This is a genomic window from Lentibacillus cibarius (assembly GCF_005887555.1).
Taxonomy (GTDB): Bacteria; Bacillota; Bacilli; order Bacillales; family Amphibacillaceae; genus Lentibacillus; species Lentibacillus cibarius.
The window spans coordinates 1970188-1983737 of sequence record NZ_VCIA01000001.1; the positions used below are offsets into that span (position 1 = coordinate 1970188).

General features: G+C 42.4%; 13 protein-coding genes. All 13 read left to right on the forward strand.

The genetic code is table 11. From position 1 onward, the window contains the following. Positions 1-239: 239 nt before the first annotated feature. The 13 genes from yabG (at position 240) to spoVT (ending at position 13258) form a co-directional block, all read left to right on the forward strand. Entirely contained in the window at positions 240-1115 is an 876-nt protein-coding gene (yabG, locus tag FFL34_RS09380; protein ID WP_138603228.1) for a sporulation peptidase YabG, read from the forward strand. A 241-nt stretch (positions 1116-1356) separates the two neighbouring features. Continuing rightward, positions 1357-1617 (forward strand): biofilm formation stimulator Veg, encoded by a 261-nt coding sequence (gene veg / locus FFL34_RS09385; RefSeq protein WP_138603229.1) that lies wholly within the window; start codon positions 1357-1359, stop codon positions 1615-1617. Between the two features lie 185 nt (positions 1618-1802). Next, complete coding sequence (locus tag FFL34_RS09390) at positions 1803-1970, forward strand: small, acid-soluble spore protein, alpha/beta type (RefSeq protein ID WP_138603230.1); 168 nt, start codon at positions 1803-1805, stop codon at positions 1968-1970. Positions 1971-2215: 245 nt separating this feature from the next. Beyond that, entirely contained in the window at positions 2216-3073 is an 858-nt protein-coding gene (ispE, locus tag FFL34_RS09395) for a 4-(cytidine 5'-diphospho)-2-C-methyl-D-erythritol kinase (protein ID WP_138603231.1), read from the forward strand. Between the two features lie 69 nt (positions 3074-3142). Continuing rightward, entirely contained in the window at positions 3143-3955 is an 813-nt protein-coding gene (gene purR, locus FFL34_RS09400) for a pur operon repressor (RefSeq protein WP_138603232.1), read from the forward strand. 91 nt (positions 3956-4046) lie between these two features. Further along, complete coding sequence (gene spoVG, locus FFL34_RS09405; RefSeq protein ID WP_138603233.1) at positions 4047-4337, forward strand: septation regulator SpoVG; 291 nt, start codon at positions 4047-4049, stop codon at positions 4335-4337. A gap of 309 nt (positions 4338-4646) precedes the next feature. Next, positions 4647-6026: a bifunctional UDP-N-acetylglucosamine diphosphorylase/glucosamine-1-phosphate N-acetyltransferase GlmU gene (gene glmU, locus FFL34_RS09410; protein ID WP_138603234.1), complete on the forward strand. Its 1380-nt coding sequence runs from the start codon at positions 4647-4649 to the stop codon at positions 6024-6026. 14 nt (positions 6027-6040) lie between these two features. Beyond that, the gene (locus tag FFL34_RS09415) at positions 6041-6994 is read left to right on the forward strand and encodes a ribose-phosphate diphosphokinase (protein ID WP_138603235.1); all 954 of its coding nucleotides are present in this window, start codon (positions 6041-6043) and stop codon (positions 6992-6994) included. A gap of 128 nt (positions 6995-7122) precedes the next feature. Then, positions 7123-7749, forward strand: coding sequence for a 50S ribosomal protein L25/general stress protein Ctc (locus FFL34_RS09420; RefSeq protein ID WP_138603236.1), 627 nt, complete (start codon positions 7123-7125; stop codon positions 7747-7749). A gap of 162 nt (positions 7750-7911) precedes the next feature. Further along, on the forward strand, positions 7912-8472 hold the full coding sequence (pth, locus tag FFL34_RS09425; protein WP_138603237.1) for an aminoacyl-tRNA hydrolase: 561 nt from the start codon (positions 7912-7914) through the stop codon (positions 8470-8472). 75 nt (positions 8473-8547) lie between these two features. Beyond that, positions 8548-8778, forward strand: coding sequence for an anti-sigma-F factor Fin family protein (locus FFL34_RS09430; RefSeq protein ID WP_138603238.1), 231 nt, complete (start codon positions 8548-8550; stop codon positions 8776-8778). Between the two features lie 195 nt (positions 8779-8973). Then, entirely contained in the window at positions 8974-12501 is a 3528-nt protein-coding gene (gene mfd / locus FFL34_RS09435) for a transcription-repair coupling factor (RefSeq protein ID WP_138603239.1), read from the forward strand. Between the two features lie 223 nt (positions 12502-12724). Then, positions 12725-13258, forward strand: a complete 534-nt coding sequence (gene spoVT / locus FFL34_RS09440) for a stage V sporulation protein T (protein WP_138603240.1) — start codon at positions 12725-12727, stop codon at positions 13256-13258. Positions 13259-13550: the final 292 nt, after the last annotated feature.

Consider the following 13550-nt stretch of genomic DNA (forward strand, 5'->3'; position numbering starts at 1 on the left):
ATAAGTGTTTATTCTCGAAAAATACATGAATTTTTACGTATGATACGGTTTTGGTTATTCGTTTTTATTAATACCCGTAATGAAAGGTGACCGACTCCTGCGGGAAAAGGAAGGTAGGCTAAATTCGCGACGTCCTGCCCGGGCGCTTGAGCCTTTGTTCCATAAGGCACAGGTTAGGAGTAACTGTCATAGTCTACAGATAAGGGAATTTATCCAACGAGAGGCTGTGAGGTGGCTTTATGAGTTTTTCGACAGGTCAGATGGTAACACGAAAATCACATAATCATGATCTACTGTTTCGAATTGCATCTATTTCCGGGGACATTGCACTGCTGCACGGGGAAGATATCCGTCTTGTCGCAGATGCCACCTTGGATGATTTGCAGCATGTCGGTAAAAGAGATTTAGAAAAACGCAAGAAAAGAGGAAAGGAACAAGAAGAATACTCCTACCGGCTATTTAGACAGGACTATCAGTTGATGCGTGATAAGCGCGAATATCAGTCAACAAATGGTTATCAATATACTGGAGGTTTTTTTCAACTGCCGGCAAAAGTACTTCATATTGATGGTGACCGTATGTACCTTCGAAAATGTATTGAATTATATCATCGAGTTGGTCTGCAGGTTCACGGGGCCCATGTAGATGAAAAAGACATGCCGCATGAAGTCAGTACACTTGTGGAAAAGGTTCAACCAAATATCATTGTTATTACTGGTCATGATGCTTATTCCAAAAATAAAGGGATGAAGAAAGACCTTCGTGCGTATCGAAACTCCAAGTATTTTGTAGAGGCAGTTAGAACCATCCGGGAAAAGAACCCACATCTTGATGAACTGGTCATATTCGCAGGTGCCTGTCAATCTCATTTTGAATCATTGATAAGGGCGGGTGCCAACTTTGCAAGCTCTCCTTTGCGTATCAACATTCATGCATTGGATCCAGTTTATATTGCCGCCAGAATTGCGTACACGCCTTTTATGGAAAAGGTCGGTGTCTGGGAGGCACTCCGTAACACGTTGACTGGAGAAAAAGGGATGGGAGGAGTCGAAACAAGAGGATTGTTGCGCACGGGGATCCCATATATTACTGATGATGAGGATGATATAACCTAAGCCAATTCCCACGAGGCAGGAACAAATATGCCTAGTTCCTGTCCTTTTATTAAGATTTTTGTCTTATTTAATCCATTAATTATGCAAATCCATACATAGTTTGTAAATAATTTGAAATAATAATAAGTGAAAAGTGTTTTTGTTTGTTGACATGTAAGAAGTTATGCTGGTATAATAAAAAGTTTTTATTTGACTTTTAATTATACGCATGCTATTATATAAGGAAGTGAGGTGGAGTATAGTGGCAAAAACATTAATCGAAATTAAGCAGGGTCTTGAAGGCCATGTTGGACAGCGGCTACGGTTAAAGGCTAATGGTGGCAGAAGGAAAACGATTGAACGTTGTGGTGTGTTGGCAGAGACATATCCATCTGTTTTCATTGTTGAACTGGATCAAGACGAAAATGCATTCGAACGTGTTTCTTACAGCTATGCGGACGTATTAACGGAGACAGTACAATTGAGTTTTCAGGACGAAATAGAAATGATTGCCGAGCAGTGAACATTGTTTACTGCTTGTTTCATATCTGCAGTTTAACCTTTCTCACCTGAAATCATGTACTTAGTGCCACATAAACCCGGTATTAAATTTTTCCTGTTTTACATATAATTGACGGGTGTTCATTTGAACCTTCTCCATAAACTATACATGTCGTAACCACTCTTCATGAAAGGGGTTGTTCTTTGTTGGGCAGACGTAACGGAGCAATGTCAAACCAACTGAAAGAAGAAATTGCTAAAGAGTTAGGTTTTTACGACACAGTGCAGCAAGAAGGCTGGGGTGGCATCCGAGCAAAAGATGCCGGGAATATGGTGAAACGTGCAATTGAAATAGCCGAGCAACGGATGAAGTGATTAGAAAAGCTTAAGTCTAGCCTCGCTATAGCGAGTGCCGAAGTTTTTCTGAAGTCTTCAAAATTTATACTTGCTGATGTTTGAAAAAGGCAGCCCTTAGGGGGGTGCCTTTTTCTGCTCTATTGGGATATTGTAGCATCATTGTCCTTACCCGGGTCCTGAGTCGCTGCTGCTTTTTGAATATGGTACAATCTGTTATAGTCTTTAATACGGTGAAATGAGTACCAATAAAGTGGGTGACGGAGATGGTTTTCTTTGAAAGGGCTCCAGCCAAAATCAATTTATCCCTTGATGTTCTTGGTAAACGAGATGATGGATTTCATGAAGTGAAGATGGTTATGACAAGTGTAGATTTAGCTGATCGTGTTGAGCTTGGTGAACTTCATCGTGATGTAATTGAGGTGTCAGCAGACAGTCAATATGTCCCGGATGATGAAAGAAATCTTGCTTATAAGGCTGCAGCAGCTTTTAAATATAAGTACCAATTGAAGCGAGGAGTACGAATAAATATAAAAAAGAACATACCGGTTGCCGCGGGTCTAGGCGGCGGAAGTAGTGATGCGGCAGCTGTTTTGCGTGGGCTTAATCAGATGTGGTCTATCGGCGCAACGAGCAGTCAACTGGCAGAGCTCGGGGCAACGCTTGGCTCGGATGTCCCCTTTTGTGTGTACGGAACGACTGCCCTTGGGACAGGACGTGGTGAAGAGATTCGTATACTGCCTTCACCGCCTGTCTGTTATGTCGTACTTGCCAAACCGGACATTGGGGTATCTACGAGACACGTTTTTCCAAAGGTGAATGTAAATGAGTTGGAACATCCGGAGACGGAAACGGTCATCCGTTCGCTAGAGGAGAAGAATTTCAAAAAACTTTGTGGGAGTGTTGGCAATACACTGGAGCGTATCACTTTTTCGATGCATCCGGAAGTAAGACGGCTTAAAGAGAAGATGCTTACCAGTGGAGTGTCTGGTGCAGTTATGAGTGGAAGTGGCCCGACAGTAGCAGGCTTTGTCAAACACTTTAGTAAAGCGAAACGTGTTTATAACGGACTGCGGGGCTTTTGCGATGAAGTATATGTTGTACGTCTGCTGGACCAGCGCTAAAACTTGAAAAACACGTATAATAATGCTATATTTGTATAAAATATTCGGTTATAAGCGCGAGGTGTCCATATGAAAAGAAGTGATCGTTTAGTTTCATTAATGAATTATTTTTGGGAAAACCCAAGGGAACATACAGCATTGCCAGTATTCAGTGAACGATATGATGCGGCAAAATCATCGGTAAGTGAAGATTTGGATATCATTGACCGGGTCATGCGTGATGAGGGGATAGGCTACTTGCAGACGTTGCCCGGGGCGTCAGGTGGTGTACGATTTATCCCGGAATTCTCTCAGGAAAACAGCAAAGTCTTTATTAAAGAACTGTGCGATATGCTGGAAGATCCAGAACGCATTCTCCCCGGTGGCTATTTATACATGAGTGATATGTTGGGTAATCCAAAAATGGTTAGTCAGATTGGCCGTGTCCTCGCATCGGCATTTGCCGATGAACAGATTGATGTTGTTGTAACAGTTGCTACAAAAGGGATTCCGCTTGCTTATGCGGTAGCGTCTGTTTTGAACGTTCCGGTAGTCATTGTTAGAAGAGACCCGCGGGTGACAGAAGGTTCCTCGGTAAGTATCAATTATGTATCTGGTTCGTCCAGAAAAATTCAGACAATGGTACTTCCAAAGCGTAGTCTTCAGGAAGGGGCGAATGTCTGTATTATCGATGACTTTATGAAGGCAGGTGGAACAATCAATGGCATGATTAGCTTGCTGGATGAATTTGATGCTAACGTTAGCGCAGTCGGTGTGCTTGCTGAGGCGGATGATGAAGAAGATGAACGGGTGGTTGATAAATATAAATCACTAGTAAAAATAACAAACGTTGACGGCAAGAATCAGCAAATAACGGTCGCCCCCGGAAATGCTTTAGACTAATTTCTTAAATTTTTTAAAAAAACAGGCAGGAATTTACAGTGTTTTGTTGAATTAGTTTAGTAAGCACAAAGGGAAAAGGTGGTGAAACATCATGGAAGTTACTGACGTTAGATTACGCCGCGTAAGTACAGAGGGCAGAATGCGAGCTATTGCTTCAATCACCATGGATGAGGAGTTTGTAGTACACGATATCCGTGTCATTGACGGGAACAATGGTTTGTTTGTAGCAATGCCATCCAAGCGTACTCCGGATGGTGAATTTAGGGATATTGCACATCCTATCAATTCCGGTACTCGTGGCAAGATTCAGGATGCTGTCCTAGAGGAATATCATCTTGCCGGAGAAACAGAAGAAAAATATGAAGAAGCTGGTGCTTCCTAAACTTTATTCAACAAGAGGTCTAATCTGCGGGCAGGTTAGCCTTCTTTTTTTGTAACGTCAGAAAGCCTAAATTTGGAAGACCTTAGTTAACTGTGGCAAACTTGAAACGCTTCTAACCGTTGTCATTGTCCACCTCTTTCCATTCTTTCAAGTCTTATGTGCTCACTTCACGCACCGAAAGTTGAATACTTAAGAAATCACGTTCGATAATTAATATATGCTACTCCCTTATCCAATTATGCTTATGGATTGAAAAATGCTTCTGTTTAAGATATATTCATAATGGATGTTTAGAATGGAGGATGCTTCATGGCGAAACGATATGCAATAATTCTTGCTGCTGGACAGGGGACTAGAATGAAGTCCAAGCTATATAAAGTGCTTCATCCGGTTGCAGGGCGCCCAATGGTGCAGCATGTAATTGGCCAATTGAACGAAGTAAATCCCGATGAAATGGTGACGATTGTTGGTCATGGTGCTGATCAAGTAGCTGCGTACATAGGTGATGATAGTCAGCTTGTCTTACAGAAAGAACAGCTAGGGACTGGTCATGCTGTATTACAGGCAGAAGACTTGTTGAAGGATAAGGATGGAACGACTATTGTCGTATGTGGAGACACACCCCTAATTACAAGTGAAACGTACCGAACACTTTTTGAGCACCATGAACAGGAAGGCGCCAAAGCAACCATTTTAACAGCAAAGGCTCTCAACCCTGCAGGTTATGGCAGGGTTATTCGTGATGAGCGAAATGAAGTGGAGCGGATTGTTGAACAAAAGGATGCAACAGCGTATGAGCGCTCGGTAGATGAGATTAACACAGGGACATACTGCTTTGATAATAAGGTACTTTTCGAGGCGCTCCAGCATGTTTCCAATGATAATGTGCAAGGTGAGTATTACTTGCCGGATGTCATTGAAATTTTGCAAAACCGTGGAGAAAAGGTGAGTGCTTTTCAGACGTTAGATTTTGAAGAGACAATGGGAATTAATGATCGAAAAGCGCTGGCCCGTGCAGAGAAAGTAATGAAACGACGCATTAATGAAAAACATATGCAAAATGGCGTAACACTTATTGATCCGGATAACACGTATATTGGCCTGGACGCTGTCATTGAACCAGACGTCCTTGTTCATCCTGGCTCTATGATCACTGGTGAAACGATTATAAAATCGGATGCTGAAATAGGGCCGTATTCGGAAGTTGACAATTGTTTTATCGGCGAGTCTACCGTCATTCGGCATAGTGTTGCTAGAGATAGTCGTATAGGTGACAGTGTAAAGATCGGGCCGTATGCTCATATCCGACCAGACGCATCCATTGGCAACGAAGCAAAAATCGGCAACTTTGTTGAAGTGAAAAAGGCGTCACTCGGTGATAAAAGCAAAGTTTCTCATTTGAGTTATATCGGGGATGCCGAAATTGGCAGTAACGTCAACGTTGGCTGTGGGACGATTACTGTCAATTATGACGGAAAGAATAAGTACCTAACGACAATTGAGGATCGTGCATTTATTGGCTGTAATTCCAATTTGGTTGCTCCGGTGACGGTAGGGGAAGGATCCTACGTTGCCGCAGGGTCCACCATCACAGAAGATGTACCTGGTGACTCCTTATCGATTGCCCGTACAAGGCAGACCAATAAAGAAGGATATGCATCAAGAATCAAAAATCAAAAAAAGGACTAACGGAGGTTTTTTCCATGGCATCTGGCTACAAAGATTCATTTTTGAAAGTGTTTTCGTTAAATTCCAATCCGCAACTGGCTGAGGACATTGCAAGTCATATCGGGACTGAACTAGGCAAATGTACGGTTAAAACGTTTAGTGACGGTGAAATTCAGATTAATATTGAGGAAAGTGTCCGTGGTTGCGATGTGTACGTTGTTCAATCAACCAGCTCACCGGTCAATCAGCACCTGATGGAGTTGCTGATTATGATTGATGCGCTTAAACGTGCTTCAGCAAGATCCATTAACCTTGTGATGCCTTACTATGGCTATGCCAGACAGGATCGCAAGGCACGTTCACGTGAGCCAATCACTTCTAAGCTTGTCGCCAATTTATTGGAATCATCCGGTGCCGACCGTGTCATTACACTTGATTTACATGCACCGCAAATACAAGGTTTCTTTGACGTTCCAATTGACCACTTACAAGGTGTACCAATTTTATCCGATTACTTTGAGTCCAAGAATTTTGACGATGTAGTTATTGTTTCCCCTGATCATGGTGGTGTGACACGAGCAAGGAAAATGGCGGATCGTCTTAAAGCACCAATCGGAATTATTGATAAACGCAGACCGCGTCCGAATGTCGCCGAAGTCATGAACATTATAGGTAACGTTGAAGGGAAAACAGCAATCCTCATTGATGACATAATTGATACAGCGGGTACAATCACGTTGGCAGCAAATGCCTTGATTGAAAATGGGGCGAAAGAAGTATTTGCCTGCTGTACACATCCGGTGTTGTCCGGCCCAGCAATGGAACGAATAAATGATTCAAAAATTAAAGAACTGGTTATTACGAATTCGATTCCGCTCCCTGAAGAAAAACGCGGTGAGAAGGTAACCGAATTATCTGTTGCCCCATTGATTGGTGAAGCAATTACTCGTGTGCACGAGTTGAAATCAGTCAGTATCTTGTTTGACTAAAGTGGGTATAGCAGCTGAATTTTGTGTGTGTCGTCAAATTATGTTTTAATAGATAGTGTTACTGAAAAACTTACCGTATTAATGAACCAGATAGTGATCAGGTTTTTAACTAATGGAGGGTGATAAAAATGGCAGTAACATTGAAAGCAGATAAACGGGAAGATTTAACTAAATCGACAACAAAGCAAATAAGAGCGAATGGTGATGTACCATCGGTTGTTTATGGGAAAGGTAAAGATTCCAGAACGATTACAGTAAATAGTCTTGACCTTTTAAAAACCGTTCGCGACGAAGGTAGACATGCAATCATTTCACTTGCTGTAGAAGGTGAGCAACCGACTAATGTCATGCTGCATGACTATCAAATGGATCCAATAAAAGGTGAATTGTGGCATGCCGACTTCTATATTGTCAATATGGCCGAAGAAATGGATGTTAATGTTCCGTTGCACCTGGAAGGCGAAGCACAAGGCGTCAAAGAGGGCGGTGTACTACAGCAGCCTGTATTTGAACTGCAAGTGCGTGCTAAGCCTGCTAATATTCCAGAAACGATTTCCGTTGAAGTATCTCAGTTGAACATAGGCGATTCCATTGCAATTGCCGACTTGCCGAAAGAATCAGGTTATGAATTCCTTGATAATGAGGAGACAACTATAGCAACAGTTGTGCCGCCAGATTCTGCAGAACCGGACGAGGCACCTGATGAAAATGCCGAGCCCGAAATGATCGGCACTACTGACAATGAAGGCAAGTAATAAGACTTTAGAAACATGAACACGCTAGGGGACATATACTAATTGTTCCGTTCAAAAAGTAAATGAAACCCTCCTACCGGGATAGGGGGGTTTTGCTTTATCATTTTTGCAAATATACAATTGACTAATTTAGTAAAAATTATTTACAAAGGAAGAAACGATATGAAATGTATTGCGGGACTGGGCAATCCGGGAAAAAAGTATGACAAAACACGGCATAATGTCGGTTTTATGGTGATTGATGAATTGCTCCGTCGGCATGACTGGAAAGAGAAGAAAGATAAGTTCAGCGGAAAATCAGTTGTAGAGATAGTTAACGGTGAAAAAATAATTCTACTGAAACCGCAGACATATATGAATCTTTCCGGTGAGTCTGTTCGACCGTTAACCGACTTTTACCATATCGGAGTGGAGGACGTGATGGTCATCTATGATGATCTTGATCTACCAGCGGGTAAAATTCGTTTACGCCAAAAGGGTGGGCACGGTGGCCATAACGGGATCCGTTCTATCATTGACCATTTAGGCACGAAAGAGTTCAAGCGCTTACGGATTGGGATCGGTAGGCCGGAAAATGCTACACCGGTGGTTGACTATGTATTGCGCCCATTTTCAAAAGACGAGAAAATGGATGTCGACAAGAGTATCAGTTTGGCTGCGGATGCATGTGAGGCCTGGATGCAAAGGCCTTTTCCTGAAGTGATGAATGAATTTAACTGTTAGAACTGCATATAGTATAATAATATGCTTTTCGGATAAACTTGAGGATACCCAATGTTTATTCGAGGAGGTATGGTTATGCCGATTGTCTATATATGTAGGCATTGTGGGCAGAAAATTGGAAAGTTGGATCAGCAGATGGTTGATGCATCCATGCTTGGACTTGATCAATTGTCCGCTGAAGATATGCGGGAAATGATCCATTACCAGGATAATGGGGATATGGAGATAAAATCCATTTGTGAAAGCTGTGAGGAATCACTCGGAAGTCATCCGCAGTATCATGAATTGGATCATTTTATACAATAACATAAACGATGCAAGAAGCTTTGGTTATAGCAGGAAGCACAAGTGACATATGACGCGAAAAGCACCGAGAGTGGTATTACCGGTGGCTACTTGCTGGTAATACCATGTCTGTGGTAGTGCTGTAGATTAGTGCGCACCATGTGCGTACTGGACTGGTAACCAATGCATTTTTTGCACGTAAGCAGGTGGGGAGAAATGAAGGGCATACATGAATTTTTACAAGCGAAAGAAGATGTGGCCTCTGTTATAAATGGCATTACAGATGGTATGAATGAACAGCTTGTTGCCGGTTTGTCAGGATCGGCGAGGAGCTTATTTGTGTCTACCATTAATGAATCACTGCACCGCCCTGTTTTACTTGTAACAAATCAGCTGGTACAGGCACAGCAGCTGTATGAGGATCTGGCAGAATTAGCCGGAGATGAGCACGTATATTTGTACCCTGTTAATGAATTGATTGCATCTGAAATTGCCATCGCTAGTCCGGAGCTTCGCGCACAACGCATTGAGGCATTAACAGCATGGTCACAACAACAGTCCGGGATCCTGATTGCACCGGTGGCAGCACTAAAACGGATACTTCCCCCTACAGACTACTGGGCGAATTATCAGCTACCATTTAATACTGGTGAAGCAATTGATTTAGATGGTTATTTATCATCACTGGTTGACATGGGATATGAGCGTGTGTCTATGGTACGGACACCGGGCGAATTCAGCGTGCGCGGCGGTATTATTGACATTTACCCTGTAACAGAGGAAAGCCCTGTCCGGATTGAATTATTTGATGATGAGATAGATTCCATTCGGCAGTTTGATGCGGAGACTCAGCGGTCTCTTGAAAGACTTTCATCAATTACCACAGGGCCTGCGACTGAAATGCTTCTAACTGATGAAGACAGGCTGGCAGCTGCTCAGCGTTTAGAAACAGCACTGGCTTCTTCACTGCAAAAGCTAACATCAACGGAGGCTAAGGAAACACTGACAGCATCGATTCAGCAGGATATAGATAAGCTAAAAGACTATGAGCATTTTCAGGAATTATATAAGTATATCGGATTTCTTTATGACAATCCAGCTAGTTTACTAGATTACCTACCGTCTAATGGCCTAATCATCATGGATGAAATGAGTCGAATTGAAGAGACCGCCGCTAATTTGGATACGGAGGAAGCGGAATGGTACAGTAGCCTGCTGGAAACGAATACAATGGTTAGAGACAGTAAATTTTCATTTGACTGGAACACGATACGGGCTAGTATGCAGCAGCAGCGACTTTATATGTCTGTCTTTTTACGGCATATCCCCAATACCCATCCGCAAAACATTGTAAATTTGTCAGCAAGGGCTATGCAGGAGTTTCATGGACAAATGAATCTGTTTAAAAATGAATTGCAGCGATGGGAGAAAGGTGAGTTTTCAGTAGTTGTACTGGCACCTGACGAGGATCGTGCGGAAAAAATCCATTCCATCTTCACGGATTATGCAATTGAAGCGGATGTCGTACGTGAGCTGGAACTGCCAGTGAAACGTCCGGTCATCACGGTCGGAAATATTGGCAACGGTGTTGAATTTCCGATGCATAAACTTGTGCTTATTACGGAAAATGAATTGTTTAAAAAGAAAACCAAGAAACCACGCAAACAGAAACAGAAGCTTTCCAATGCAGAGCGTATTAAGAACTATCAAGAATTGAAAGTGGGCGATTATGTCGTTCATGCCCACCACGGCATTGGTAAGTATCTTGGTATCGAAACGCTGGAAGTTAATGATCTGCACAAGGATTTTATGCTGATTAAGTATTCCGGTGATGACAAGCTTTATGTACCAATCGATCAGATCGATCTGGTCCAGAAATTCGTCGCATCTGAGGGCAAGGAACCAAAATTATATAAACTTGGTGGCAGTGAATGGGCCAAGGTGAAACGGAAAGTTCAGTCGAATGTAGAGGATATTGCTGATGACCTTATAAAGTTGTATGCCGAACGTGAAGCACGAAAAGGATATGCCTTTAGTGAGGATTCGGAATTACAGCATGAATTTGAAGCGGCATTCCCGTATCAGGAAACAGAGGACCAGCTGCGATGCATTACTGAAATTAAACATGACATGGAACGACAACAGCCAATGGATCGGCTGCTATGCGGTGATGTCGGTTACGGAAAGACAGAAGTTGCCATTCGGGCTGCATTTAAAGCGATTGCAGATGGAAAACAGGTGGCCATACTTGTACCGACAACCATTTTGGCACAACAGCATTTGGAAACCATTCAGGAACGATTTCAAGATTATCCGGTAACGATTAGTATGCTAAGCAGATTTCGCACAAGGAAACAGCAACAAGAAACCATTGAAGGACTCCGTAAAGGACAGGTGGATGTCGTTATCGGCACTCATCGGTTACTATCAAAAGACATCGTTTATCGCGATTTGGGATTGTTGGTCGTTGATGAAGAACAGCGATTTGGCGTCAAACATAAGGAAAAAATTAAACAGCTGAAGTCGAATGTTGATGTGCTGACTCTGACGGCAACGCCAATTCCAAGAACACTACATATGTCGATGCTCGGTGTCCGGGATTTATCCGTCATTGAAACACCACCGGAGAACCGTTTTCCTATCCAGACCTATGTCATGGAGTATAATCCAATTTTCATGAGAGAAGCGATTGAAAGGGAAATGGCACGCGGCGGACAGGTATTCTTCCTGCATAATCGGGTAGATGATATTGATAAAATAGCACGTGACCTCGGCATGCTTGTCGACAATGCGCGAATAGCTGTCGCTCATGGACAAATGAATGAAATTGAATTAGAAAATATTATTTTTGGCTTTTTAGAAGGTGAATACGACGTCCTTGTCAGTACGACGATTATTGAAACGGGTGTTGATATACCAAATGTCAATACGCTGATTGTCAATGAGTCTGACCGTATGGGATTAAGTCAGCTGTACCAGTTACGAGGGCGTGTAGGACGTTCCAATCGTGTCGCATATGCCTACTTCACATATCATCATGATAAAGTGCTAAGTGAAGTTGCCGAAAAGCGTCTGGAAGCTATCAAAGAATTTACGGAACTAGGATCGGGCTTTAAAATTGCCATGCGTGATTTATCTATTCGTGGTGCGGGGAATCTCCTTGGTGCACAGCAGCATGGATTCATTGACTCAGTCGGCTTTGATATGTATTCGCAAATGCTCAAAGATGCTATTGAGGCACGGAAAGCAGGTGAAGAACTGGATGAAGTGCAAGCTTTTGAACCGGAACTGTCGCTTATGATTGATGCCTATATTCCTGATACGTATATCGATGACGAAAAACAAAAAGTTGACATGTATAAACAATTTCAATCCATTTCGTCGTTGGAGGAAATTACTGATTTGAAAGATGAATTAATCGACCGGTTCGGTGACTACCCCGAAGAAGTGGAGAATTTATTCACTGTAACTTCATTAAAATATGAGGCTAAACAGCAGCGGATAGCATCCGTCACTGAAAAATCAGGAAAAATCGAACTGCTGGTGGATGAAAACCGAAGTCAGCAAATTGATGGAGCGAAGTTATTTGAAACGGCCAATGAATTCGGGCGTAATGTGCAGCTTGGAACAGAAGGGAATAAATTAAAAGTGTTGCTGAAGTGGACACGAGATACACGTCACCAGCGCTATGAGCAGACAGAGGCTTTCATGAAGCGGCTGTCCGATGTGAATCGTGATAGTTAGCTTCCATCAAAGATACTTTAATAATCGAATAGCGTACAGTTTCTCGACTGCTGGATTCACGATTGGCAAGCCCTATACACATGACAGGTTTTTTCGATTATGTATAGTTCTCCCAGTATGAATCATACTAAGACCCACAACTGGTGTTTTTTCTCATAAAGGAAACGTCTGAAAGATACATACACCAGGAACTATCAGCAGAGAAAGTGAGGGCTTCCTACAAATGAAGGCAACAGGAATTGTGCGACGCATTGATGATTTAGGAAGAGTAGTTATTCCAAAAGAAATCAGACGAACGTTGCGTATTCGTGAAGGAGATCCATTAGAAATATTTGTCGACCGTGAAGGAGAAGTTATTTTAAAGAAATATTCACCGATAAGTGAGTTGGGAACGTTTGCCAAAGAGTATGCAGAAGCATTGTTTGATTCACTTAATCATCCGGTGCTCATTTGTGATCGTGATGAAATTATTGCTGTCGCAGGTGAGTCTAAAAATGACTACTTAAATCAAAACATCGGTGCGCAACCGGAAAACACAATGGAGAGCCGTACAATGTCCTATGAAACTGAGCAGGCTTCAGTTGAACTTATTAAAGGTCAGGATGAACAGCTTGATTCTTACTGTATAAGTCCAATCATTGCAAATGGCGATCCAATTGGTTGTGTTATGCTATTCTCAAAAGACGGGAAAATTGGTGATGCCGAACAAAAGGCGGTGCAAACGGCGTCAAGCTTTCTCGGCAGACAAATGGAATAATCATTGGATAGACATGGTTTTGAACAATTATATCCTTAAGTGAAAAAAGTGTCTTTATTTCAGAAAAAAATAAGGCACTTTTTTCGTTCCAATTCACTTGCAAGGTAAGCTACGTCTAGCTTTGACGTACAGGACGTGGCGTTTACTACTATCACTTTTAGCGGTATATGATATAATGGCACCATATATCCGTGCGACTGGACGGCTTGCTTCATTCATTAACTATAGCTGTTTAACAGTTTCAGCCAATGGTATGCTGACACTTTAAAAGATGAAAAGTAGCGCACAAGTT

What these genes read in the sequence shown, in the direction of transcription:
- yabG (WP_138603228.1), top strand. Translation starts at nt 240, where the DNA reads ATGAGTTTTTCGACAGGTCAGATGGTAACACGAAAATCACATAATCAT.
- ispE (WP_138603231.1), top strand. Translation starts at nt 2,216, where the DNA reads ATGGTTTTCTTTGAAAGGGCTCCAGCCAAAATCAATTTATCCCTTGAT.
- purR (WP_138603232.1), top strand. Translation starts at nt 3,143, where the DNA reads ATGAAAAGAAGTGATCGTTTAGTTTCATTAATGAATTATTTTTGGGAA.
- spoVG (WP_138603233.1), top strand. Translation starts at nt 4,047, where the DNA reads ATGGAAGTTACTGACGTTAGATTACGCCGCGTAAGTACAGAGGGCAGA.
- glmU (WP_138603234.1), top strand. Translation starts at nt 4,647, where the DNA reads ATGGCGAAACGATATGCAATAATTCTTGCTGCTGGACAGGGGACTAGA.
- FFL34_RS09415 (WP_138603235.1), top strand. Translation starts at nt 6,041, where the DNA reads ATGGCATCTGGCTACAAAGATTCATTTTTGAAAGTGTTTTCGTTAAAT.
- FFL34_RS09420 (WP_138603236.1), top strand. Translation starts at nt 7,123, where the DNA reads ATGGCAGTAACATTGAAAGCAGATAAACGGGAAGATTTAACTAAATCG.
- pth (WP_138603237.1), top strand. Translation starts at nt 7,912, where the DNA reads ATGAAATGTATTGCGGGACTGGGCAATCCGGGAAAAAAGTATGACAAA.
- FFL34_RS09430 (WP_138603238.1), top strand. Translation starts at nt 8,548, where the DNA reads ATGCCGATTGTCTATATATGTAGGCATTGTGGGCAGAAAATTGGAAAG.
- mfd (WP_138603239.1), top strand. Translation starts at nt 8,974, where the DNA reads ATGAAGGGCATACATGAATTTTTACAAGCGAAAGAAGATGTGGCCTCT.
- spoVT (WP_138603240.1), top strand. Translation starts at nt 12,725, where the DNA reads ATGAAGGCAACAGGAATTGTGCGACGCATTGATGATTTAGGAAGAGTA.